The sequence below is a fragment of the Paenibacillus sp. CF095 genome, from assembly GCF_900101225.1.
Classification (GTDB): Bacteria; Bacillota; Bacilli; order Paenibacillales; family Paenibacillaceae; genus Paenibacillus.
This window is the reverse complement of record NZ_FMZN01000002.1, coordinates 252,308-275,771: the sequence shown is the minus strand read 5'-3', so window position 1 is coordinate 275,771 and position 23,464 is coordinate 252,308. Positions and strand designations below refer to the sequence as shown.

The 23,464-nt window shown below is 47.8% G+C and carries 21 protein-coding genes; 5 read left to right on the top strand and 16 right to left on the bottom strand.

Features of this window, described 5'->3' with window-relative positions:
- Positions 1 to 53 precede the first annotated feature (53 nt).
- The 4 genes from BLS69_RS20530 to BLS69_RS20515 all read right to left on the bottom strand — a co-directional run bounded on the left by BLS69_RS20530 (position 54) and on the right by BLS69_RS20515 (position 3,462).
- Positions 54 to 1,463: an MDR family MFS transporter gene (locus BLS69_RS20530; protein WP_091035667.1), complete on the bottom strand. Its 1,410-nt coding sequence runs from the start codon at positions 1,461 to 1,463 to the stop codon at positions 54 to 56.
- Positions 1,464 to 1,616: 153 nt separating this feature from the next.
- Positions 1,617 to 2,081 carry a MarR family transcriptional regulator gene (locus BLS69_RS20525; protein WP_091036524.1) on the bottom strand — a complete coding sequence of 155 codons (465 nt, stop codon included), beginning with the start codon at positions 2,079 to 2,081 and terminating at the stop codon, positions 1,617 to 1,619.
- Between the two features lie 104 nt (positions 2,082 to 2,185).
- Entirely contained in the window at positions 2,186 to 2,764 is a 579-nt protein-coding gene (locus BLS69_RS20520; RefSeq protein ID WP_091035665.1) for a class I SAM-dependent methyltransferase, read from the bottom strand.
- A gap of 26 nt (positions 2,765 to 2,790) precedes the next feature.
- Positions 2,791 to 3,462, bottom strand: a complete 672-nt coding sequence (locus tag BLS69_RS20515; protein WP_091035662.1) for an FHA domain-containing protein — start codon at positions 3,460 to 3,462, stop codon at positions 2,791 to 2,793.
- A gap of 229 nt (positions 3,463 to 3,691) precedes the next feature.
- On the opposite strand from BLS69_RS20515, the gene BLS69_RS32210 reads away from it, so the two are divergent.
- Complete coding sequence (locus BLS69_RS32210; RefSeq protein ID WP_165980318.1) at positions 3,692 to 3,847, top strand: hypothetical protein; 156 nt, start codon at positions 3,692 to 3,694, stop codon at positions 3,845 to 3,847.
- 410 nt (positions 3,848 to 4,257) lie between these two features.
- Here BLS69_RS32210 and BLS69_RS20510 read toward each other — a convergent pair whose 3' ends face one another.
- A complete protein-coding gene (locus tag BLS69_RS20510) occupies positions 4,258 to 6,843 on the bottom strand; it encodes a DUF2339 domain-containing protein (protein WP_091035659.1) in 2,586 nt (861 codons plus the stop codon).
- A gap of 252 nt (positions 6,844 to 7,095) precedes the next feature.
- A complete protein-coding gene (locus BLS69_RS20505) occupies positions 7,096 to 8,139 on the bottom strand; it encodes an LCP family protein (RefSeq protein ID WP_371129082.1) in 1,044 nt (347 codons plus the stop codon).
- 112 nt (positions 8,140 to 8,251) lie between these two features.
- On the opposite strand from BLS69_RS20505, the gene BLS69_RS20500 reads away from it, so the two are divergent.
- Positions 8,252 to 9,226 (top strand): aldo/keto reductase, encoded by a 975-nt coding sequence (locus BLS69_RS20500; protein WP_091036522.1) that lies wholly within the window; start codon positions 8,252 to 8,254, stop codon positions 9,224 to 9,226.
- A gap of 144 nt (positions 9,227 to 9,370) precedes the next feature.
- Here BLS69_RS20500 and BLS69_RS20495 read toward each other — a convergent pair whose 3' ends face one another.
- From BLS69_RS20495 to BLS69_RS20485, 3 genes are all read right to left on the bottom strand, one after another.
- Positions 9,371 to 9,832 carry a MarR family winged helix-turn-helix transcriptional regulator gene (locus tag BLS69_RS20495; protein ID WP_091035655.1) on the bottom strand — a complete coding sequence of 154 codons (462 nt, stop codon included), beginning with the start codon at positions 9,830 to 9,832 and terminating at the stop codon, positions 9,371 to 9,373.
- 135 nt (positions 9,833 to 9,967) lie between these two features.
- Positions 9,968 to 10,645 (bottom strand): TIGR00266 family protein, encoded by a 678-nt coding sequence (locus BLS69_RS20490; RefSeq protein ID WP_017691614.1) that lies wholly within the window; start codon positions 10,643 to 10,645, stop codon positions 9,968 to 9,970.
- Positions 10,642 to 11,037, bottom strand: a complete 396-nt coding sequence (locus BLS69_RS20485) for a winged helix-turn-helix transcriptional regulator (RefSeq protein WP_017691613.1) — start codon at positions 11,035 to 11,037, stop codon at positions 10,642 to 10,644. Before BLS69_RS20485 ends, BLS69_RS20490 begins: the two co-directional genes overlap by 4 nt.
- Positions 11,038 to 11,201: 164 nt before the next feature.
- On the opposite strand from BLS69_RS20485, the gene BLS69_RS20480 reads away from it, so the two are divergent.
- Together BLS69_RS20480 and BLS69_RS20475 are read left to right on the top strand one after the other, a co-directional pair.
- Positions 11,202 to 12,416: an MFS transporter gene (locus tag BLS69_RS20480; protein ID WP_091035652.1), complete on the top strand. Its 1,215-nt coding sequence runs from the start codon at positions 11,202 to 11,204 to the stop codon at positions 12,414 to 12,416.
- Positions 12,417 to 12,612: 196 nt separating this feature from the next.
- Complete coding sequence (locus BLS69_RS20475) at positions 12,613 to 13,470, top strand: aldo/keto reductase (protein ID WP_091035650.1); 858 nt, start codon at positions 12,613 to 12,615, stop codon at positions 13,468 to 13,470.
- Between the two features lie 160 nt (positions 13,471 to 13,630).
- Here the strand turns inward: BLS69_RS20475 and BLS69_RS20470 are convergent, their stop codons facing one another.
- Together BLS69_RS20470 and BLS69_RS20465 are read right to left on the bottom strand one after the other, a co-directional pair.
- The gene (locus tag BLS69_RS20470; protein ID WP_091035647.1) at positions 13,631 to 15,730 is read right to left on the bottom strand and encodes a glycosyl hydrolase family 18 protein; all 2,100 of its coding nucleotides are present in this window, start codon (positions 15,728 to 15,730) and stop codon (positions 13,631 to 13,633) included.
- Positions 15,731 to 17,302, bottom strand: coding sequence for a chitinase (locus BLS69_RS20465; protein WP_091035645.1), 1,572 nt, complete (start codon positions 17,300 to 17,302; stop codon positions 15,731 to 15,733).
- Between the two features lie 34 nt (positions 17,303 to 17,336).
- Between BLS69_RS20465 and BLS69_RS31930 the strand changes: the two genes are divergently transcribed.
- A complete protein-coding gene (locus BLS69_RS31930) occupies positions 17,337 to 17,537 on the top strand; it encodes a hypothetical protein (RefSeq protein ID WP_133386292.1) in 201 nt (66 codons plus the stop codon).
- A gap of 141 nt (positions 17,538 to 17,678) precedes the next feature.
- On the opposite strand, the gene BLS69_RS20460 is transcribed toward BLS69_RS31930, so the two are convergent.
- From BLS69_RS20460 to BLS69_RS20440, 5 genes are all read right to left on the bottom strand, one after another.
- The gene (locus BLS69_RS20460; RefSeq protein ID WP_091035642.1) at positions 17,679 to 18,743 is read right to left on the bottom strand and encodes a pectinesterase family protein; all 1,065 of its coding nucleotides are present in this window, start codon (positions 18,741 to 18,743) and stop codon (positions 17,679 to 17,681) included.
- Positions 18,740 to 19,852, bottom strand: coding sequence for a glycoside hydrolase family 88/105 protein (locus BLS69_RS20455; protein WP_091035639.1), 1,113 nt, complete (start codon positions 19,850 to 19,852; stop codon positions 18,740 to 18,742). Before BLS69_RS20455 ends, BLS69_RS20460 begins: the two co-directional genes overlap by 4 nt.
- 26 nt (positions 19,853 to 19,878) lie before the next feature.
- The gene (locus BLS69_RS20450; protein ID WP_176872898.1) at positions 19,879 to 20,856 is read right to left on the bottom strand and encodes a LacI family DNA-binding transcriptional regulator; all 978 of its coding nucleotides are present in this window, start codon (positions 20,854 to 20,856) and stop codon (positions 19,879 to 19,881) included.
- A 40-nt stretch (positions 20,857 to 20,896) separates the two neighbouring features.
- Positions 20,897 to 22,492, bottom strand: a complete 1,596-nt coding sequence (locus BLS69_RS20445; RefSeq protein WP_091035634.1) for an extracellular solute-binding protein — start codon at positions 22,490 to 22,492, stop codon at positions 20,897 to 20,899.
- A 68-nt stretch (positions 22,493 to 22,560) separates the two neighbouring features.
- Positions 22,561 to 23,442, bottom strand: coding sequence for a carbohydrate ABC transporter permease (locus BLS69_RS20440; RefSeq protein ID WP_091035631.1), 882 nt, complete (start codon positions 23,440 to 23,442; stop codon positions 22,561 to 22,563).
- Between the last annotated feature and the right edge of the window lie 22 nt (positions 23,443 to 23,464).

Genomic DNA, 23,464 nt, shown 5'->3' with positions numbered 1-23,464 from the left:
GTGAATTCGGGACCTAGTGCTTTCATTTTTTCAGGAAGAACATGAGTAACTGTTCATGCGTTCCTTTTATTTGTAAGATACAAACTAGGGATTAGAATAATTACAAGAATAACGCTGGATAATAGAAATCCGGCATGGTACCCTTTCAACTCATTTATGACCGTTGGTTGCAACCCTTGTATGACCGTTGCAACAACCGTTGCGATAATAGCTGAGCCAAAGCTTGAACCAAGATTCTCAATCATATTAATGCCCACACTCGCTTCGGGGAGCTGCGTGCTATCAAGCCCAGTGTATGCTTCACTTGTTAACGGCAGACTAATCCCTCCAATACTCGCACCACGAATTAACAATATAACGGAAATCCAGATCATACTTGTTTTATCAGAGATGAAAATAAGCGGAATTGAACCAATGAGAGAAAGAAATAAACTGACAATCACTACATATTTGGGTCCAATTTTATCAATCATTTTTCCAAGTAAAGGCCGAGTAACAAGCATCCCAACCCCTTGGGGGATAAGAGCAACTGCTGTTTCAATCGCCGTAAAATGGCGAAAGTTTTGAAAGAATAGCGGGAGGATTAACATCGGGCCCATGAGAGCAATATTTGCCATAAACAAGCCCGCGCTTGAAGCAGCAAAACTTTTATAAGTAAACAAACTCATGGGCAGGACCGTTTGATTCTTGCGAATGAGATTATAAGCCATATATATGACAGCCAAACCCACACCAATACCCACCCATAAGATCGTTTCATTATTGTTAAACGTAGCATGTTCCGCAGCTCTCGTTATCCCGTAGATTAAAGCCCCGCTCATGGAAGACAAATTAATAATGCCAAACAGATCAAGCTTATTCTCTTTGTTGAAAGGTTCAAAGTCAGGAATTGTTTTCATCATTACTGGCGCAGCAATCAACACGATGAACACGTTAATGAAGAAAATCCATTGCCAGGATGCCACCTGAACGATGAATCCTCCAAGGACTGGACCCAGAATAGGGCCGAAGATCATAGGCGTACTTACGATGGCCATCACTTTTCCCAAGTGATCTTTCCCTGCCGTTTTCACCAAGAGGGTAAACATGAGGGTCGTAATCACCCCTGCGCTGAACCCTTGAAGTAAACGAAAGAAGATAAAACTCGAAATGTTCCAGCTAACACCTACTAAACAAGAAATCACTCCAAAGAGGATAACAGCCCCGATGAAAATCTTCTTGCTATTAAACTTGTTCATAAGCCAACCGGAGATGGGAACTGCCATGGCAAGAGCCAGAACATATCCTGTAATGGCCCATTGAATAATAGTCAAGGTTGTATTGAAATCGTGTGTTAATTGATCTATGGCAATATTCACCATAGTAGAGTCAAGCAAAGGTGCAATGGCTCCAAGAGCTATAGCCCAGGCTGCAATGAGCACCTCTTTGGGTAATTCAGTGGTTTTGACGTTTTCTTTAGTCATATGTGTCTCCTCCTTGCATTATTGTTTCCTATTCAACAAAAAATGTAACTCTTTTTAGTTTCCTTGTCAACAATAATTATTCAAATAAAAAAGCAACCTACCCTCGATTAGAGTAGGTTGCTTTTTGTGTTACCCTTCATTACACACATTTATCTAAATGTCCAAACCCTGTTTCTTTATCTCTGCGTCCAAATGTTTGCTGTATTGCTCCATAAACCTGAGCATTCCCTCCAATTGCGCTTCGGTTACCTGCTTAAACACAGCCTGATCCCGCTTTTGAAATTCTTGGTGAAGTTCCTCGTGAATACCGAATACATTGGTCCCTTTCTCGGTCAGTCTGAAATAGACTTCTTTCTTGTTCTCCGGCTTCTGGTAGACTTCAATCAGGTTTTTTTCGATAAGTTTCTTCGTTAATTTACTTATGGCACCCTTGGTCATATACAGCGACTCTGCAAGCTTTGTCACATTGGGATCGATATTCTTTCCAATATATTCAATGCAATGAACTTCGGAAGACTTATAACCACGAAGACTGGCTTCCATCTTCGACTTGTTAATCCAGACCAGTTTATTAAATAATTCTCTGAAATGATCCGTCACTTGTTCTTGTTTATTCATAGCTATATACACCCCACGTGAGTTATAACATGCATTGAACAAAAGCAGAAACATGAGGGTCTCATCCCTCCGGTTTCTCCTGTCTCCAATCATAAGCTTCTTCATCAAAAAACATACACATACACTTTGGTACGTAGGGCATCTCGACATGTTATTGTGCGTAGCGGTTCCTTGCCCGGCAGGGCAAAACAGATACTAATCACCTTGGCACCCGGCGGAAGCTCCCGACTGAACTTGTCCAGAAGTCGGGTCATCGCTCCCGGAAACAGATAACAGATCACACAATCCGCATGTTCATAGGAACTGGTGTAGATATCCCCGCGCATGAAGCGCAGTCTGCCCTTGAGAGAGTGCTTGTTTCCCTTCGCTCGGCGTAAGCGAACACTGAGATAGGCAATTATTTGGGAAGACCATAAGGGAATGATAGAATTCTCAATCCCGGTCAGCCTTTTACCAGGGCAATGCCTTACAACATCCATTCCCAGTGTGCCCCATCCGGAGCCGGCTTCGAGCACATCGCCGTACCCTGGAATGCGGTTTACCTCTTGAATGACCACCTGCCTGACGCGGCCGGATGTGGGCATCGGGGAAATCCCGTTTTTCCAACTGACAAGTACGATGGATATGACACCGATCAATGTCACCACGGCAATCAGCCATGGAATCAGGTAAATGATAAACATGAACTCATCCCTTTGTTATCACTCATTCATTCAGGCACATGAGACTTCATATATACACCCTTTTTATAAACGGACTTAATGGTAAAGTGTACACCCAACTTACGATTCGTCCGATAGATTAAGGAGTTAATCTCGTCAATCCCTACCGCTTCACTCTCCAGCATGCTCCGCTCCGGCCACACCTGAGCCACAATCTGCTCTCGGGTCACAAAATGGTCCAGTTGACTATACAGCAGCTTGAACAGCTGATACTCCTTCTTGGACAGCGGAATCTCCACTTCTCCAATCTGCACGGTTTGCAGGTGATCCTGTAAACGTACACCCTCACCCAGCAGATCCGACAACCGATATTCCCTCGTCTCTCCAAGATCACCTTCAGCGCGAAGCTGGATCAGGCCGTTGACCAACGTCAGGCTGTCTCCTTCACCAAACGGATATTTCTCATGTGGAACGAGGCGCTGCCCATTCAGTTCGGTTCCATTTTTGCTATCCAGATCCTCAATCCATAACTGTTGCTGTACATCATAATGAATGCGGCAATGCCGCTTCGATATCATCTGATTATAGACAGACAACTCCAATTCACTACCGCCTGTGTAACGTCCCACCGTAATGGAGCGACCTTGGCTTACATAAGCGAATGAGCCGTCACTTTCCTGTCCTGGCGTACGAATGACGATTTTTGCCGTCTCCCGCATATTATTCTCCCACCTTCAACGATCACTCGATCTCTATAAACATTTCATAACAATAATGATAAATTCATCAGATTTGTTCCATTGTTTGCACCGCTATAGATCAATATAGTGGTATACAGGAACGATTTTTGTTCGGTTCTACTCACTCTACTATACCAGACGTTGTGCTTTTTTTCTCATGACGGCCGGATGTCTACTTTAGCTCATTCAACAAGAGAGGTACCTTCTGATGAACAAAAAAAACATTTTCATATACGTATTGCTCGCCTTTGCCCTGTCCATGACATTAACCGTGCTCTCCCGCATGAATGATGATGGCGGAGAATCACTGAAAGGCACATCGGCTTCCGAAACCTCATGGTTGCAAATGAAGATTCAGCCCTAAGTCTACTCTATTATAACGTGATTTCCACGCAAAACGTTTCACGAATGTCATATTAGGCTAAGCCATAGACTCCAATCAATAAGGCCCCAGATTGCTGGTCACAGCAGCCCGGAGCCTCATTTTAATACCAAAAATCTATACTACACAAAAGATCATCTATCCGTTTGATCAACAGAGATAACGACTTATTTCCCAAAGCGAAACGAAGTGGACAATGGACATCCCCACCATCCACACTCACCTTAACACCGTTTCTTTCTCACACCGAATTTCCTCCACGCATACACGATAAGAGCTACAGGGCCAGCAAGCCATAACAGTTGCCAAAGCATGATTTTCATATCGAATCCCATTTCAAGAATCCCTCCCCATATAACCGCAAATGCAACTTCGGTCGTTCAGAATCAAAGTCAGTCTTCTTCCTCCGGCACAGTCGGTTCGTCGCCAATCTTCGCTGTCTCTCTGGACTGTATTTCCTCCATTCGGCTGGACACCTTCTGATACAGGTAAGAGATCCCAAGCAATAGTACGCCGAAGCTGAAATAGGCAAAGATTTTGCTGCCCGAGGTAAGCATCCCCACATCATAGAAAACCATCTTACCCGTAGCGAACAACGTGAGACCCAGGCCCAGACGCCGAATCATGACATATTTTCTTCGGAATCCATAGGCAATATAGAGAATCGCCAGCAGCAGATAGATCAGGCTGAACATCAGCCCCACATCACCCCACTGGAACTGGATCGTCAGGAATACGGTGATGACCCCTAGCAGGTATACCCCTGCGATAACCGGGTACCATTCAATGCTCTTGAACTGCCCGCGGATACCTGCTATCAGCAGATCCCTTCCTGCAAAGAATACCCCTACGTTAAAGATAATCAGCACCAGTAAACCAACAATTTCTGCCGCTGTATGCTGCTGAACTTCCGGCTGAAGGGCTGGCATCGTTAAGGTTACGGCCAGTGCAATACAGCAGCCAATAGCATGCAAGAAGGTGGTATACACCTGCACGTATCGATCATGCAGCAGCTTCACCTTGTTCAGTCCATAGGCCAATGCAATGGTGAGCGCTGCGAACATGAGTAACTTGTAGAACATGTATAACAGGAAAGTCCCATCGACAGCTCTGGTATACAATTCATTCGACTCATAAAGCACGTATAACCACAGATTCGCAAGTGTCACATACTTGAATCCGTTCAGGAAACCCAGTTCCAGCGGGCTGTAATTGAATCTCTCTCTGGAAGATGAGTTGCTGTGAACTGCACAGGCATAATACAGTGTAATCAGCAGGGTACCCAGCGTAATGCTGGAGTATTTTAACATGAAATAAGAACGTTCCCCGATGAAGAATAACGCCAGCAGATCGTAGTACACAAAAGTGATTAGACATAGAAGCACAATGCCCCATCCGGCACGTTCCACCGACTTGAGCCGTTTCAGATGTCCAAGCGTAACCAACAGAACCCCTTCAATTAACCAGCCCATCGATAACCACTTGGCCCCGAACTGGAATGGAATAATCAGAATGGCAAAGGTCAGGGAAGTGACATAGAAGAGCAGAATCGTCTGTTTCTCCTGAGCCATATTACGCTGAACGAATCGTGCGAGGCCCAGATACACCGCGCAGAAGATTAACGCCAGCAAGCCCTGAGTATCATTCCAATTCGCCACATCAAATAACACGTATAACATCAGACAACTAATGCTTGTATTCATAGCGAGTAGAGCGAAATCCCACCAGGTTAACTTCATCCGGTGTTTGAACGGATACGCCAGTGTAATGCCCAGATATAATGCAAACGTCACAATGGAATACAACATGCCAATCTTCTCACTTGGCGACAGCCATAAGAGGATAAGCATGGATGGTGTGTTGAACAGGAAACTGATATAGTGCACAACCGGCCACCGTTTGCCAAACGAAATGAACACAATAATGCCGTTTAAGAGCAGCAGATAGATCATGGCTACATAGACAGCAGTGCCCTCAAGCCCGAACGAGAACATATACGAGAATAGCGGAAGATATCCGCCTACCAGACCCAATGAACAGATGGTCTTCGACTGATACCTAAGGGACAACAATACGGAGATTGCCGATACCAATACAGACAGGGCAAGTCCCGTATATAACCCGATAATATGCAGTAAAAAGTAACTATAGAAGATGGACCCGAATAACACGGAGATCCCGCCGCCGAGCAGCCCCATTGCAAACGTCTGCTTTTTGCGGCGGAACAGCCACTCTCCTCCAGCAAGCATTAGCGCACCGAGTAGGAAAAAGCCTCCGCTCTTCATCTCGTCATTAAACCAGGTCGAGTACGAATATTGGAACGCTGCTCCAACCCCCAAAATGAGGAGCAGGATGGCTACTTTGTTGATCCAGCTGAGTCCAATCTTCATCTCCATGCGATTCTGCTTGATCCGGCGCTGAATGGTCTCTTCGCTCAACCCTTCCTCCGCCATATGCTCATATCCACGTTCCATGTGCCCACGCAGAGCCTCTTCTCTATCCCGTACGGCTCGTCTGTGCGATTCAATACGCTCATTCACCTCTGCCGCAAGGTAAGCAATCCTCTCCTTCACCTCATGGGAATCCTCTTGCAACTCCTGTGCGGCCTGGTTGTACAGCGCGTTTAGATTGGATTTGGTTCGATGTTCATGGAATGCAATTCGATCATTATGTACCGCTGTTTTCCCTTGAAAATAGGTCTCCATCTTCTCCCGCGATACCCTGATCAGATTCAGCTTCTCATCCAGCATCTGTTCAGATAAAGCCATACGAAGACGGGCATTCTCTTCTTCCATCTTGCGCGAGCGAAGTTCAAGCTGGCGCAGCTTGAGCTTGTGGGCTTCATACTGTTCCTGTAACTGTTCATTCTGAACGATCAGATCATCAGACTGGTATTCCTGGAGCAAGGCTTGATACTCCTTCGCCAGCTGTTTCTGCTGCTCCTGAACCTGCTGAAGCCGATCCTTAAACTCCTTCATGAGCTTCCTCCGTTGGTTGATGTTTAATCTTTTCCCTATATTTTACTATATATATGCCATAAAAAGAGGTTTAACCATTAGATATATCCGTACAATATTTCATCCGAAGGATCACGAACGCAAAAAAGCCGGGAAGCAACCGCTTCTCCGGACTTTTAATCATATGAGCATTACAGGTACAATTGGCACAATCTCTGATTCATTTTCGCTGTTAGCGAGATACGCAAGCTTCTCCTGCACAAGAATGGATGATTATGCTGCATCTGGTGTATCTGCATGATCCGCTGACTCGGGTTCAATAATCTCGGTAGCATCCGGGTCTAGCCAACTGGCGATCATGCCACGCACATATTGCAGATCGTCCTCCGACAGATCGTAGTACCATGTGCCACTGCGCGTTGCACCCTCACCCTTCAGCATGTAGTTGCTGATCGTTGGTATGCTATCTTTCATATATAAGGACTCGGCAAATTTCACGATAAAGTCCGAGGTCATGTTGGTTGTAAAATTCGATCCGGCAATCTGGATTACGTCCGGGATCTTGGTCAGATTTTTGACTTCGAGTGCACGATTCATGAAAGCACTTAGGAAAATCCGGTGACGCATCGTCCGATTGAAATCGGAATCCTCTCGGTAACGCACATAACCAAGCGCTTCTTCGCCGCTATAGATCGGTTTATTCGCTTCAACAAACAGCTTCTCATGAATTTTGAGCTTGTTCTCAATATTCTTTTTGATCGGCAGTTCAACACCGCCCACCGCATCAACAATATCCTTGAGCCCGTTAAAATTAATCGCGGCATAGAAATCTACTTTGTTCCCCAGCAGATTCTCCACCGTATCCATCGCCATCTTGGCTTCACCATGGGCATACGCTGAGTTGATCTTTGACTTCACATCCCGGCCGACAATCTCGGTATAGGAATCACGTGGAATGGACAGCAGCAGCACTTTATTGTCTTCTGGACGCACGACGGAATAGATGATGGTATCCGAACGGCTTGGTTCGTTATCCCGTTGGTCTATCCCTAGCAGTAACAATGAGAATGGGTCCGTATGTTCCACAACAGGGGCATCCTTATCGCCAGCTGGTACAAAGGAGTCATCCAAGGCATCCTTCACCGTAGCTGAAGCGAACATGTTAAAGGCAAACACGACGAGTTGCTTTTGATAAATAAATCCGAGTCCTCCCAACACAAGCAGCACACTTAGGGTGATGATCAATGGCTTCTTCCATTTCTTCTTCGGTTTCTTCGGCTTCCGTCTTGTTAAATGTGCGGCACTGTTTTCCATCATATCTCCTTTAATAACGGGTTCTTAGAATCATTTAACTATATTAATAACACGTTTTCAATAGATTACGTTATAATCTGCATTACATAAATAAACAGAGAAGGAGCAATGAATGATGGAATATCGACGTTTGGGCAATAGTGGTTTGCGTGTGTCGGCACTGGGGCTCGGCACCAATGCGTTTGGCAAACGCGCGGATGAAGCAGCTTCTACCCGCATTATTCATGCAGCGATGGATCAGGGCATCAACTTTATCGATACCGCCAATATCTACGCAGGCACGGAATCGGAACGCATCATCGGACAGGCTCTCACAGGTCGACGGGAAAACGCGGTGCTTGCTACCAAGGCCGGATTACCCCGGCATGATGGTCCTCATGGGCGGGGTTCCTCCCGCTACCATCTGCAACAAGAGCTCGAACATAGCCTGCGGCGTCTGCAAACGGATTATGTGGATCTGTACCAGATCCATACTTTTGATCCGCATACACCGCTGGATGAGACACTGCGCACACTGGATGATATGGTCATTTCCGGCAAAGTCCGTTACATCGGTGCCTCCAACTATGCAGCTTGGGAGCTGATGAAAGCTTTAGGTATCAGTGAACAGAAAGGTTATGTGCGCTACATCTCCACCCAAACCAGCTACTCCCTGGCAGACCGTACGCCTGAGTTGGAACTGGTACCGATGTGTCTGGATCAGGGTGTAGGCATTATTCCGTATTTCCCGCTGGCAGGTGGTATTCTGACCGGTAAATATAACGGACAGACCAGTGTGCCTTCTGGTTCCAGAGCAGACACCGATCCGTCCTTCAACCGTTTCCTGCTGGAGCATAATATCCAACTGAGTGAACAAGTGAGTGCTAAAGCTGCCTCATATGGATGCTCCCCGAGTGTGCTGTCGCTCGCATGGCTACTGACACGTCCAGCTGTATCCACAGTGATTGTGGGCGCTACACGCACCGAACAGCTGGAACATAATCTGGCTAGTCTGGACATGTCACTGCCCGATGAGCTGTTGGCCGATCTGGACCAGATCAGTGACTCTTTCCGTCGCCGCGAGCCGTTTGCGTCCTACCGAATCGATTGAGCAACCCAAATAGACCTCCCGACAAGATGAAGTCAGGGGGTCTATTTGGATTTTGCAGAGGTGCTATAATTATTAACAATCAGAAAAATTTCCAATTCCACTACATTCTGTAGTTTAATACATTAAAAAAAGATATATTACGGATCAACTCTCTGTTTTTTGGCGAAGAAACTCTTGCATAATCTCCATATACTCTTCCTTACGATCATCCAAAGTTTCGAAAAATGCCTTGTCCGATTCCTCGACCAGATGAATTCCCTCCACAGCCAATCGGGTTCCTTCTTCCGTTGTTGTGATAATATTGGCACGCGTATCTGTCTGATGACGAGCGCGGGTAATTAATCCCCTTTTTTCAAGCGCACGTAGAACCTGAGAAGTCACGTTAACATCCACCTTGGCAAACTGAGCAATTTGAACCTGAGTAACTCCTTTGCCTTCCTCATCGTGTTCATTGAGCCATAAACAGGCGTGCAACAATACAAATTGAGGTTGTGTCAGTTCGAGGGGCTCCAGCACCCTGCGTACTTCCTTTTGCCACATGGCTGTAACCTGCCATAACAGATATCCCGGGCTTTCTTGTGCGTTTTTATACCGTGAGCTTGTCATCTCATACCTCCATGATGTGCGACCTTATGCAACAGAATATGTACCCGTCAGTCAATGAAGTAAATCCATTATTCATATAACGATGTTGGAAACATATCCGTTGCAACTCTGTGTGTTCTTTCTCAAAAAAAATAATTATCGCGCAGGGATAAACTGCTTCACCCATTGTCCGAATCCTTGAGGATTGCGACTCTGTATAAGAATGGTTCCTTCTCCCCGGAACCGACATACCAGTCCTTCTCCACTTGTAACACTGGATAACCAACCCTGTGAAGCTTTCTCAATACGGTAATCTACATAATGAGGCCATGCCACCAAATGGGCGTTATCCACGATCATTTCTTCACCTGCTGCCAGATTAATCGCATGGATGGCACCATAGGAAGACAGAAATACCGTTCCACGTCCACTGATCTCAATAATGAAGAAACCTTCTCCCGAAAAGAGACCTTTTTTCAGGTTTTGCATTTTGGTATTCACCTGAATGCCCTCGGTTCCTGCCAGAAATCCGTCTTTCTGCACATAGAGTGAATAGGAACCGTCCAATTCAACAGCTTCTACATCGCCCATGCTTGAAGGTGAGAGCAGAATCTCTGCCGATCCGCCCGCAGCCGTCAGTTCCTGAAAGAAAAACTTCTCCCCGCTCAGCATCCGACCGAACCCGGCAAACATCCCACCTTCTGCTGAACCCTTTAGTTCGACCGTAGGAGTCATAGATACCATCGCACCACTCTCGGCCTTGAACCGCTCTCCCCGTTGCAAATGTACCTTGAGCATCGCAAAAGCACCATCATATAAAATCTCATAGTTCACGGTTGCACCAGCTCCCTATTGTCAGAGTTAAAATCATTGAGTCCATTATCTTCCAGAACTGCTGATTTGTCTCCGTATTCCTTCACAATATGTTGATCTCCCCAATTACATAGCGCATTGAGAATCGGTTCAAGACTTCTCCCGTAATCACTCAATTCGTATTCTACTTTGGGAGGGACCTGATTATATACGATTCGATTCACGATCCCGTCGTTTTCAAGCTCTCTCAGTTGCTGTGTTAACATTTTTTGTGTAATTGCGGGCATAATACGCTTAAGATCACTGGTTCGTCTTTTCCCATGTGTCAGATGACAGAGAATGACGCATTTCCACTTGCCACCGATCACCTCTAAGGTAGCTTCAACCGAGATGTTATATTTTTTTCTAACCATAACTTGCTTCCTCCCTGATGAATTGGATTACATCCGTCGCATGCTGTATAGGCACCAAAAAGTACGTAGGGTACTAAAAAGTACGTACTATTCAATCTATACCGAATAACTCATAATAGCATTTGCCGGTACGTAAATCTACATTCGGGGGAGTTGAGCAAGAAATGTTACAAGATTCAAAACGCAGCACGTGGGCACTGCTAGCACTGGCCATCAGTGCATTCGCGATCGGTACCACAGAATTTATCAGCGTTGGGCTACTGCCCCTCATTGCAGATGACCTGGGCATTTCCGTAACTTCAGCGGGACTGACCGTTACTTTATATGCATTAGGCGTTACCTTTGGGGCTCCTGTGCTGACCTCACTGACGTCTACCATATCACGCAAAACGCTATTGCTTGCCATCATGATTGTCTTCATTGCGGGTAACACGATGGCTGCACTATCGACGGGAATCACCATGTTACTCATTGCACGAGTGGTATCCGCTCTGGCACACGGGGTGTTCATGTCCATTGGCTCCACGATTGCAGCCGATCTGGTGCCTGCCAACCGTAGGGCAAGTGCCATTGCGATCATGTTCTCCGGTCTTACCATTGCCACAGTAACCGGTGTACCTCTCGGTACACTCATTGGTCAACATTGGGGCTGGCGCGCTGCCTTTATCCTGATTGTTGTGGTTGGCATTATTGCAATGATCGGAAACCTGATACTCGTGCCATCCACGTTGAAGCGAGGAACACGGACGGCATTTCGGGATCAGTTGAAGCTTGTTACAGGTGGACGCTTGCTGCTTGCTTTTGCCATTACTGCCGTTGGGTACGGAGGAACATTTGTTGTCTTTACGTATTTGTCCCCGTTGTTGCATGATATCAGTGGATATTCTGAGAAAACAGTAGCGTTCATTCTGTTGTTGTACGGAATAGCCATCGCTGTTGGCAACATCATCGGCGGCAGAGCAGCCAATCGCAACCCGCTCAAGGCGCTCTTCTACATGTTCATCATTCAGACCATCATTCTCGGCGTGATGTACTTCACCGTCCCGTTTAAGTTGGCAGCACTGCTCACCATTATGGGTATGGGTCTGCTCGCCTTCATGAATGTGCCTGGTCTTCAGATGTACGTTGTAACCTTGGCTGAACGATATGCACCACAGGCCAAGGATGTAGCCTCAGCCTTTAACATAGCCGCATTTAATGCAGGGATCGCCATAGGTGCCTATTTAGGTGGAGTGATCAATGACTCCATTGGTTTGATTCACACGACATGGGTCGGAGCCTTGATGGTTCTCGTAGCTGTAATCCTGACCGCATGGGCTAAAATGCTGGAAAGCAAGGATCAACATGCATCAGTCGAAATGGAGAAAACCTCGTTCTAAGTTCCATTCCGACCATGGGTCTCACTCTTATATATATCAGTTCCAGCCTGCGAGGGGAACCGGTTTCACGTTGTATTTTATTATACTATAATACGTTGAATACAATTTGATCTACTATGATTTAATTTTGTATGATAAAACAATGATAATTCAGCTTAAAATCACTGATTTTTAAACACTTTAAGGAGGAAATTTCATGACAACAGCTCAAACCGCACAACATTTACAATCCACAGTAACTCTGCATAACGGTGTTTCTATGCCTTGGTTCGGTCTTGGTGTATTTAAGGTAGAAGAAGGATCTGAACTGATTGAAGCCGTGAAAAATGCGATTAAACATGGCTACCGCAGCATTGATACTGCTGCAATATACGGCAATGAAGCCGGTGTGGGCCAAGCGATTGCCGAAGCTTTGCAAGAAAACAACCTGAAACGTGAAGAACTGTTTGTTACATCTAAAGTATGGAATGCAGACCTCGGATATGAAGAGACACTTGCCGCTTTTGATACCACATTGAACAAACTGGGACTGGAATACCTTGACCTGTATCTGATTCACTGGCCTAAGGCAGGCAAATACAAAACAGCCTGGAAAGCAATCGAAGTACTGTACGCAGCTGGCCGCATTAAGGCCATCGGTGTAAGCAACTTCCAGATTCATCATCTCGAAGACTTGATGCAGGATGCCAAAGTAAAACCGATGATTAATCAGGTGGAATACCACCCTCGCCTGACTCAGGTTGAGCTTAAGGCTTTCTGTGAGAAACATGGTATCCAGCTTGAAGCTTGGTCGCCTCTGATGCAAGGTCAGCTGTTGGACAATCCAGTACTCACGGCGATTGCTTCAGCCAAAGGCAAATCGGTTGCACAAGTCATCCTGCGTTGGGATCTGCAAAATGGAGTCATTACCATTCCGAAGTCCACCAAGGAAAACCGGATTATCGAGAACTCCTCCATCTTCGACTTTGAACTTTCAAATGAAGAGATGGATCAGATCAGTGCTCTGAACGAAGATGTACGCGTTGGACCTGATCCAGATAACTTCGATTTCTAATGAATAACCTTTTTGGAGCCTGCTTTGTTTGACATTGACATAGCATAACAAAAAACCACCGGACCAGGAGCCGGTGGTTTTTTGTTATATTCTCTTCACTTTAGCCAAGAGCCGCTAAAACTACACGTTTCAATTCAAAATGTGGTAATCCATTTTTTAACTATTGGACCTGCCACAATGCAGCGACATTGGATGGTTCCCACCCAGACAAGGATGTGTGGGACTGCAAACATTTATACGTCTTGCCGCTATAGGTGACCAGCTGTCCTACAGTATAGGCTGTATTCGCCTGCCAGGCGGAAATGCCCGGATTTGTCGTTCCTGCTGCCGTTTTCACAGCCACCGCATTGCTCGCAGCAGAACCATTCCCCGCCGCATCCTTTGCTTTTACCGTAAATGTATACGAGGTATCCGCTGCAAGCCCACTGATCGTTGCTGTTGTTCCGGTCACGGATGTCGCCAGAGCCGTTCCGTTGTACACATCATAACCCGTTACACCCACGTTATCCGTGGATGCCGCCCAGCTCAGCGTTATGCTGGATGTTGTTTGCGCCGTTGATGCCAGGTTCGTCGGTGCAGTTGGCGCTTGCGTATCACCTCCCGGTTGAGTCGTAGTGCTCACGGTTACAACATTACTGGCTGCAGACAGATTGCCTGCCGCATCTTTTGCTTTGATCGTGAAGGTATAAGAAGTACCTGCGGTAAGTCCATTGATCGTTGCTGTCGTTCCGGTGACGGATGTTGCAAGATTATTGCCATTATAGACGTTATAACCGGTAACACCCACATTATCTGTTGAAGCATTCCAAGCCAGCGTCACCGAGGTAGCCGTCACACCTGTCGAACGGGCATTACCGGGTACGCTTGGCGCCGTCGTATCTGCTGGAGGCACTGTACCTCCGGTAGGCAGATCGGCTTTCAGTTTATTTTGAAGTGTTTTGTTCCGGTCACCGCTAAGCTCCCAGAACATCGCTCCGCCGAGTCCTTTGCTTTTGATATAAGCGGTTTTATATCCAATAGACTCCGCATCGTCATAGCTAATAAATCGCTTGTTGGTCGCATTATAGAGATATGGCACCTTGGCAGTGTCATTCCAGTAACGCGTGTACCCGTTTTTGTTAATGTAATTGTTCTCCAGATCATAGAAATCAAAGGAGCCTGCTTCCCAAGTTCCAACGGAAGAACCTCCCGCGCAGGTCTGATACTGGCCATTGCCCGCCTGTGCGCATCCATCCCAGCCGCGGCCGTAGAATGGAACACCAAGCACAAGTTTGGCGGCCGGTACCCCAGCATTCAGATGCCCTTGCGCTCCGGCAGCTACGTTAAATGTATTGGCATCCGGCACCCCAGCAGCTGAAGCCGCAGGGTCATAGTTCAACGGCGCGTTATGCGCGCTGACTTTTTGCCAAGCCCCGTTAAAATCATATGTCATAATGTTAATCCAGTCGACGATGGCAGCTATATTGGCAAGCTCTGTATTCGCAGCATAGGTCGTCGATGCACCGCTTGCAATCGTAAGCAGATACTTCTTGCCGTCCACAGCTCCGGCAGCATCCAGCTTCTCACGAATTTTGCTCAGAAGCAGTGTGTAATTCTGCTTATCCTCAGGACGTTTGCTGTTACCATCAAGTCCGCCTGATACCGGATACTCCCAGTCGAGATCTACCCCGTCAAAATTGTATTTCCGCAGGAAGTCGACGGCAGAGTTTGCAAATACCTCTCGCGTTGCAGCAGTCGCAGCTACATCGGAGAAACGGTTGGACCATGTCCATCCTCCCACAGAGATGATTGTCTTCAGGCTGGGATTGATCTGTTTCAGCTTGTTAAGCTGATTGATATTGCCTGCAATGGGCTGATCCCACGTATCCCCTGCAAATGTCTTGCCGGTATCAATCCATGGATCGCCAAGCACGATCGTTCCATTTGGTACATTGATTGTCTGGCTCTTCTCATTCTGACACGTCCAGGTCACCGGGTTAGGGCCCGAAGGGTCCGGATTTCCATGAATACCATTCCAGCAAATATCGGCAAAAGCATAGTTGATATGCGTGACTTTGGTCGGGTCGATATCCGTTACATTATAGTTTCTCCCATACGCAGCCCAGGACGGGTAGTAACCAACAATTTTATAAGAATCTGCAGCTGCTGCCGTAGCGGGTTGGAGCACAAAAGAAGGAACAATGACGGATAAGAACAGGGATAGACCCAGGAGAAACTTTGCGGTTTTCTTGAAAGCAGTGTGTTTATTTAAATGTATCATCTAATACACAACCTCCTTTGTCGTTTGCGTACTCAGCCCGTTCAGAAACGGACGATGTGCGCTCGAAAACTGGTTATTTGTATATGCGTCCCAGTTGATGGACCAGGTCATAATCCCTTTTATCCCCGCATAGCCCGTAGACTGGCGCAAAGTGTAGGAACCGCCGTATGACACACCTTTGATTAGATAATTCAGTGCCTTCTGCAGATCGGCAGGCGTTGTATAACCACCTCCCGCAGCCTGCTGGGAAGCCGGTACACCGATGGCAATCTGGTCCGGTCGTAAGGGGCTAAAGAAAGGGCCTGTGCTACCGCCTACATGAAAGCCTTGAAGCAACATCTCCGCCATAGCCACATGGAAATCAGCTGTTCCTTGAGCGTAAGAGCGCCCATCCAGCCCCACCATGGAGCCCGTGTTATAGTGCTGCACATGAAGCAGGGTCAGGTCATTACGCAAGGCATGGATGACTGGCAGGTAAGCTCCCCAAGGACCGCCGTAGCTCAGATATCCACCCTGTACATAGGCCGTCTCCGGCGCAGCCGTCAGGATGAAATTGGCGCCGAAGTGTGACTTAACCGCTTTCACGCCTTGGATGAGGTTAATAATTTTCGGTGTAGTTGGACTACGGAAATCGGTATCCCCTGCATTCAGAGACAGGGAACTTCCTTCCAGATCGATATCTAGACCATTGAAACCATACGTGGAAATGATTGATTTTAACGAATCTTCGAATTGCTGTCTCTTGGTCGCGTCGGTGAGCTCAATGGTACCGTTGGCTCCCCCCATGGAAAGAAGTACTTTTTTCCCCTGGCTTTGTAGATAGACAATATCGGATTTGAATTCGGCTACCGTTGCATTATATGGAGTAAAAGCAAGCGTTCCGCTGCCATGTGAAATCGGTTCGGCAAAGGAGACATTAATGACGTCATAGGCTGTTGATACGTTACGAAGTCTGATATTCGTTGAACCATTATCGAAGTTGTGCCAGTAGCCAATCAGCCATTTGCTGCCGGTTGGCCCCGGATTGGAAGATCCATTGGAAGTTGTCACACTGAGGGAGGTGCTCGCAGCGGATATATTGCCTGCGGCATCTTTGGCTTTTACCGTAAAAGCATAAGTCGTGCTGGCTGTCAGTCCAGTGACTACAGCTGTTGTAGTTGAAGTACTTGTCACAAGAACGCCGTTCCGGTACACCTCATACCCCGCTACGCCCACATTATCCGTGGATGCATTCCAGGAAAGACTCACGGAGGTGTCCGTGATGGAGGATGAAGTCAGACCCGCAGGAACAGAAGGTGGTGCCGTATCTGGCGTTGGCGTTTCCCCTCCCGAACCTTCCCCGACGTATTTCCACAACGCGGGCACAACAGAGGGCTCCCATCCGGTCAACGCCGTGTGGGCCTGAATACACTCATAATCTTTATTTTGATATGTTACGAGGTCTCCTTTCTTGTATGCGGTGCCTGCCTGCCACTGGGCGGCGGCATCGGCTCTCGGTGCAAACCACGAAATAAGTAGAAGAAATGCCAAAGCAAATGTAATGACCGGGCGGAATCGAACAGCTTGATTCAAGCAAAATCCCTCCTGTACTAAGGATACGTTCACCTTGCAAACAAAAGCTTTAATAGTCCACCTGCATCTGATCTGTGATCGATTAGAGCCAACCTCATTCAGCCATCTGATGCTGCGTGTCACTTCACTCCCTTCCCTTACCAAAATGGACCTTCCCTCTCGTGTTCTCTTTTTGCAGGCACCATCCAAATTTTACAGGGAATTTACAGATCCTCACCCTGTATTTAATCAGTAAAATGCAAAAGAGATAAGGGATAAAATAGTTCTATTGGGGGCGAAAAATGTAATATAGCGCACAAAAAAGGTTTTCTTTCAACTCCTTAGGAGACTTGAAAGAAAACCTGTGTTAGATATTGCGCAGAGAAGAGGGCGTATCTTACTGCCGCTGCTCCCCTCTCCCTTCCAAAGGCTGCCATCCATCCACGCCGGACAGAATCAGAGGTACAGTGTACTCGGCCGCTTCCTGTTCGGTCAGTATTTTGGCCCAAGCCACACGATCAGCAGCACTTCCGGCACCAGGCCCGGCGCTGTTATATTCCGCATACTGAACGGTCTGCTCTGCATCTGTCTTGTTCCAGTTGTGCCATCCCTCCCGCTTCACATGAGCGCCGATCCAGCAGTTCAGAAAACAGACTTTGGCATGATGACGCCATGGTCTGCCCAGATACACCGACTGCGGCGGAGCATTGCTGGTCAGATCACAGTCCAGAAATACATAGCCGTAACGCACATCCTCCGGCGTAGATGCTGCGGTAATCCAGCCGTTCACTTGTCCATCCGCAGCCTCTGCTTCAGTCAGGCGATTCCTCGTAAAGATCTCGCAGCCCTTAAACACCACCGTAGCCGAGCCAAAAATAAAATCGATATCACCTTCGATGTAACAGTCCTCGAAATACTGCCGCAGTTTGCGCCGCTCGGCACCATCGCGTGGCCCGCCAAAGTAACTGCGATCCATGGGCTGCTCCGGCAGCGGACCGGTGAAGATCGTATCCTGGTGACCGATCAAACGACAGCGGCGGAAGGACGCGCGGTCTCCATCCACGTAAACGGCCAATGCCTGACCTACGTCCTTACCTGGACCGGCAGCATTTACGAAGGAAACCCCCTCTGCCGTGAAATCATCAGCACCGATGAAAGCCGTATAGGAATGAAACGTATGATATGGCGACCCGTCCGGGAACTTCTTGAGTGCATGATCATCATACGTAATGATCGTCTGCTCCGCTCCCTCTCCAATCAGGTGGATGCCCGGCTTCTCCATATTCAGCTTCTCATGATATACACCGGCCTTCACGCGAATTGGAACGGTTCCGATGCCATTCTCCTGCAGCGCATCAACTGCAGCCTGAATCGTCACATAATCCCCCGTCCCGTCTGAAGCAACCGTCAGACAGGGAGACGATGATTCCAATGCTGTATTCGGCAATCTCTGCTGTGTCATGGCAATCGCTCCATTTCCAGCGCTGCCAGCAGAAGCGGAGCCACCCCCATAAAGGAATCGCTTACAACCGCTTCGCTTACATAGTAGTTGTACGAGCCATCCCGATCCAGACTTAGTCCTGCGCCATGACAGATCCCGTTTAACCGAACACCGTCAGCCGTCTCCTCCACCAATCTGGAGGACAGCCCCTGCCATCCTTTCTCCGCCGCAGCTCTGAAATGCGGCTCCAGATACCTTAAGCGCACCCCCTTCGCAAGTGCATATACAAACATGCTCGACCCGGATGCTTCGAGATAGTTGCCTTTGCGGAAGCCTTGATCCAGCACCTGGAACCATAACCCGCTCTCCTGCTCCTGCACGCGTACCAAAGCATGACACATCCGTTCGAAGATGCCGATGATGGTGCCGCGTTTTGGATGATTCACAGGGAAATGCTCCACGCTGTCTACAATCGCCATGGCATACCAGCCCATCGCCCGGCTCCAGAAGTGTGGCGAGCAACCTGTCGATGAATCTGCCCAGACCTGCTCCTTCGATTCATCCCAGCCATGATAGAGCAGCCCGGTCCGCGGATCACGGGTCTGGCGTTCGATCAGCAGAATCTGATGTGCTACTTCATCCCATAACTCGGGTTGATGAAATGTCTTCGCATACTCGGACAGAAAGGGAGAGGACATATACAGGCCGTCCAGCCACATCTGGAATGGATAGATTTTTTTGTGCCAGAAGCCGCCTTCCGACGTGCGGGGTTGCCCCGCGAGCTGTGCTGCCAAGAGATGTGCCGCTTCTGCGTAACGCTGATCTTCAGCACCATCCAGTAATGCAAACAGGTTTTTCCCCTGATTAATCTGATCCAGATTATATTCTTCCAAAGTATACGTGCCAATAGAACCGTCTGGCTGAATATACAGGTCCATATGTTTTTTCATAAAATCAATATACTCCTGCTTGCCATAATACTGCCCGGTTCGTGCCATCGCCATCAAGGTCATGCCTTCCACGTATGCCCATCGTCCCGAAGGGAACGCATGATAACCGTCCCCGTCACATTGCTGGATGATCGTTGCTGCAATTCGCTCAGACCAGGATAACTGCGTCTGTACCTGCATAAGCAATTCCTCCTTGAATGTTGTACTCACCTAATAGATGTATGACTAACTGCTGTTGAATTGCGAAGGTTCAACTTGGGCTGAATGACTACCGGAACATCAACCTGTTCATCACGGATTAACGATACAATCAACTCTGCTGCCTGCACAGCCAGTTCATCCAGAGATGGGCCAATCGTCGTCAAGGCTACTTCGGCATACTGCATATCCGGCAGATCATCATACCCAATTAACGAGATATCGCGTGGAACACTGTAACCTGCCTCAAGCAAAGCCCGGAGCGCCCCTCGGGTGACCAGATTGTTCAGTCCAATAAAAGCTGTTGGCGACTCCGGCCCAAACACATGATTACGTATGGCAAAATACCCGTCCTCCCAAGAGGAATACGCAGGCAGCACATGATCTTCGTTAAAATCCAGACCCGTACGCTGCAACGCTTCCCGGTATCCCTCCAGCTTGACGTGCTGGGAGTTGCCGATGAATCCGATTCGGCTGTGGCCCAGCGATTTTAAATGCTCCACTGCTTTGAACAGCCCTTCTTTGCGATCAATCTTGATGTAAGGAGAGTTCGGCGCTTCATCTGTACCCAGCACAAAACATGGCATGTTGAGTGTGGCGAACTTTTTCCAGAACATCTCCCGATTGTCCAATGCATAGTCCCACAGAATACATCCGTCCACGCGCAGCTGGCTGAAGACATCCACACCATCATCCGCCACAACCAGGATCATCTGATATCCCCGCTTCTTCAGCTCGGTGTGCAGACGGCCGGAGATGTTAGAGAATAACGGATTGCTCAGCTCATCCAGCACAAAACCGATGATGTTGCTCCTGCCGGTGGAGAGCTGCCGCGCCAACATATTTTTTCGATACTGGTGTTTCTCAGCGACCGCCAGCACCTTCTGCTTTGTTGCCGGTTTGATTCGGGGATCATCATTCAGCGCCTTCGATACCGTGCTATAGCTCACCCCCGCCAGTTTGGCAATGTCTTTAATGGTTATCAAAATCAATCAACACCTCTCATACGCCTGAAACCCTAATTTTCTATTTCTGTGCAGCCTTATAACGATCATATTGTGCCTGTCTGCCCGCAATAACCTGCTCTATATTCATCTTCTTCAACGTCTCAATATAACTGTCAAACTGGTCCAGACTGGCGTCCCCGCTAATAAACTTGAAATTCATCTCTTCCACATATGTGGTGATGTCAGGCATCGCCATGCTTTCCACACTCGCTTCATCTGGCAGGGCATAGACAAATGGGAACGGTTCGCGCACATACGGCTCCAGTTCCTTATCCATCTTGGCATGCCAAGGGGCTACGACGGAATCAGCAGAATCGGTGGATTGGATGTTCGGCAGATTCACCGGACCAATGCCGAGCTTCTGAATGTATTCATTGTCCTTGCCTTTGTCCGTAAATGTCTTCACGCCATTCTCTTCCGTATACGTGTCATCCTTGATGCCCCACGTATAATATGTCTGTGCCTCTTCACTTACCGCATAATCCAGGAAGCGGAAAGCCAGCTCCGGATTTTTGCTGTCCCGCGTGATGCCGAAGATGCCGCTAACCGGGGTACGACCGATGTAGAACTGATCGCCATGCGGTCCTTTCAGTGGCAGAATGCCTTTGATGATTGGCTCTTCCGGATTGTAATCCTTGAACAGCGGGCTGTAGACCATCGACATGTACCAGCTAAAATTAAACGTTGCTCCCGTCACATCCTGAGAGATGCGCGATGTGACCTGATCACTCGTGGTACTCGCATAATCCACCCCAAGCAGACCTTCCTTGTACAGTCCGTTCAGATAGGTCAGGTACTCCTTGTACGCCGGCTCATAGTAGCTGAAATGTACCTTGCCCTGATCGTCTGCATAAAACTGATTGGACAGATCAAGTCCAAATGCCGGGCCAAAGGCCATGGACACAAATTTGGCTTCCATGGACAGCGGAATCTCATCAGCTTTTCCGTTGCCGTTCGGGTCATCTGTCTTGAACTTGCGCAGCATCGCCGTAAATTCATCCAGCGTGGTCGGCTCGCTTAATCCCAGCTTATCAAGCCAGCGCACATTGACCATAAATACCGGCATGTAGTTGCGGGTTAGCGTTTGCTGCGGAATATAATACATTTTACCATCTGGCGTCGTTAAACTGGCTTTAACCGAAGGGGACTTTTCATATATTTTTTTGAGATTCACGCCGTACTTCTCTACCAGCTCGTCAATCGGGATAAACAGGCCACTATTGATGTACTTCATCAATTGATCCTGATCCGGCAGGTACACGATATCGGGCAAACCGGTACCGGCAGCCAGCCTCGGATTTACGGCATCCGCATAGTTCTGCGGCGGAATTAGATCCCAATCCATCGTAACACCTGCGTTGCCCTCGATTTTCTTAACGATCGCTGCGGTGGACAAGTCCACATTAGTCGTCCAAGCGTTGGTGCCCAGAATAGACAACTTGGCATCCGGTTGATCCGTCACCGGCCCTGCTCCGGTATAATTGAAGGCTGGCTCTGAACTGGATGGGGTGCTCCCCGCATCAGTTCCCGACCCTGTTCCACCGCTACATCCCGCCAGGCTGATTGCCAGTATCGCTGCGATTACACTTTTTCTTCCTGCCCCTTTAAATCTCATCCATCATTCCTCCTTGGTATGAACCATTTTGAACTCCCTTGAATGACATGACACTTAAGTATTAAAAGCTATCCTTTCACGGCTCCGAGGGTAATCCCCTTAACGAAGTACCGTTGGATAAACGGGTAGATCGTAACAATAGGCAGAATGCTGACCACAATGGATACATAACGGACCTGAAGCGTTGATACCGCAAGTGCACCGGATGTCATCGTACCGCCCATCTTTTGCATCACTTCCGGCGAAGCCATGATCAGCACTCTTCGCAGGAACATCTGTAAGGGCTGCATATCCTGTTTGCCCAGATATAATAGGGCCGTGAAAAAGTTGTTCCAGTGGAATACCGCATAGTACAGCGTGAGCACAGCCAGTGTTGGCTTGATGATCGGAACCGCCAGACGATACAGCATCGTCATCTCGTTGGCCCCGTCTATACTGGCACTTTCGAATATTTCATTCGGAATACCTTCGAACGCTGAGCGGCAGATCATGACGTTAAACGTAATCACCAGCACAGGCAGCACCATAACCCAGCGGGTGTTGTACAGCCCAAGCGATGTAATCAGCATGTAGACCGGAATGAGTCCACCCGAGAAATACATGGTGAAGGCGATGAAAAAATTCAGCTTGCGACGTAAGAAAAACTGCTGTCTGGATAATGGAAACGCGGCAAGACAAGTTGCCACAATGTTTAACAGTGTGCCTACCACGGTGTACCAGAGAGTGTTGTAGAACGAAACCCATAACTCCTTGTATTGCAGTACCATTTGATAACCTGACAGGGTAAATCCAACGGGCCACAATACCACTTTTTGTTTGTCGATGGCATCCACCGAGCTGAATGAAATGCTAATGACGTACAGAAAGGGATACAACGTGACAACAACCGCCAGTATGGTCAGCAGGTAGACACATCCGTAGAACAAACGGTCACTTCTCGATTTTTGCATACAGATCTCCTTTGGTCCGGGT

Coding starts and splice junctions, on each gene's coding strand:
- BLS69_RS20530 (WP_091035667.1), bottom strand. CDS start 1,463: ATGACTAAAGAAAACGTCAAAACCACTGAATTACCCAAAGAGGTGCTC.
- BLS69_RS20525 (WP_091036524.1), bottom strand. CDS start 2,081: ATGAATAAACAAGAACAAGTGACGGATCATTTCAGAGAATTATTTAAT.
- BLS69_RS20520 (WP_091035665.1), bottom strand. CDS start 2,764: ATGTTTATCATTTACCTGATTCCATGGCTGATTGCCGTGGTGACATTG.
- BLS69_RS20515 (WP_091035662.1), bottom strand. CDS start 3,462: ATGCGGGAGACGGCAAAAATCGTCATTCGTACGCCAGGACAGGAAAGT.
- BLS69_RS32210 (WP_165980318.1), top strand. CDS start 3,692: ATGAACAAAAAAAACATTTTCATATACGTATTGCTCGCCTTTGCCCTG.
- BLS69_RS20510 (WP_091035659.1), bottom strand. CDS start 6,843: ATGAAGGAGTTTAAGGATCGGCTTCAGCAGGTTCAGGAGCAGCAGAAA.
- BLS69_RS20505 (WP_371129082.1), bottom strand. CDS start 8,139: ATGATGGAAAACAGTGCCGCACATTTAACAAGACGGAAGCCGAAGAAA.
- BLS69_RS20500 (WP_091036522.1), top strand. CDS start 8,252: ATGGAATATCGACGTTTGGGCAATAGTGGTTTGCGTGTGTCGGCACTG.
- BLS69_RS20495 (WP_091035655.1), bottom strand. CDS start 9,832: ATGACAAGCTCACGGTATAAAAACGCACAAGAAAGCCCGGGATATCTG.
- BLS69_RS20485 (WP_017691613.1), bottom strand. CDS start 11,037: ATGGTTAGAAAAAAATATAACATCTCGGTTGAAGCTACCTTAGAGGTG.
- BLS69_RS20480 (WP_091035652.1), top strand. CDS start 11,202: ATGTTACAAGATTCAAAACGCAGCACGTGGGCACTGCTAGCACTGGCC.
- BLS69_RS20475 (WP_091035650.1), top strand. CDS start 12,613: ATGACAACAGCTCAAACCGCACAACATTTACAATCCACAGTAACTCTG.
- BLS69_RS20470 (WP_091035647.1), bottom strand. CDS start 15,730: ATGATACATTTAAATAAACACACTGCTTTCAAGAAAACCGCAAAGTTT.
- BLS69_RS20460 (WP_091035642.1), bottom strand. CDS start 18,743: ATGACACAGCAGAGATTGCCGAATACAGCATTGGAATCATCGTCTCCC.
- BLS69_RS20455 (WP_091035639.1), bottom strand. CDS start 19,852: ATGCAGGTACAGACGCAGTTATCCTGGTCTGAGCGAATTGCAGCAACG.
- BLS69_RS20445 (WP_091035634.1), bottom strand. CDS start 22,492: ATGAGATTTAAAGGGGCAGGAAGAAAAAGTGTAATCGCAGCGATACTG.
- BLS69_RS20440 (WP_091035631.1), bottom strand. CDS start 23,442: ATGCAAAAATCGAGAAGTGACCGTTTGTTCTACGGATGTGTCTACCTG.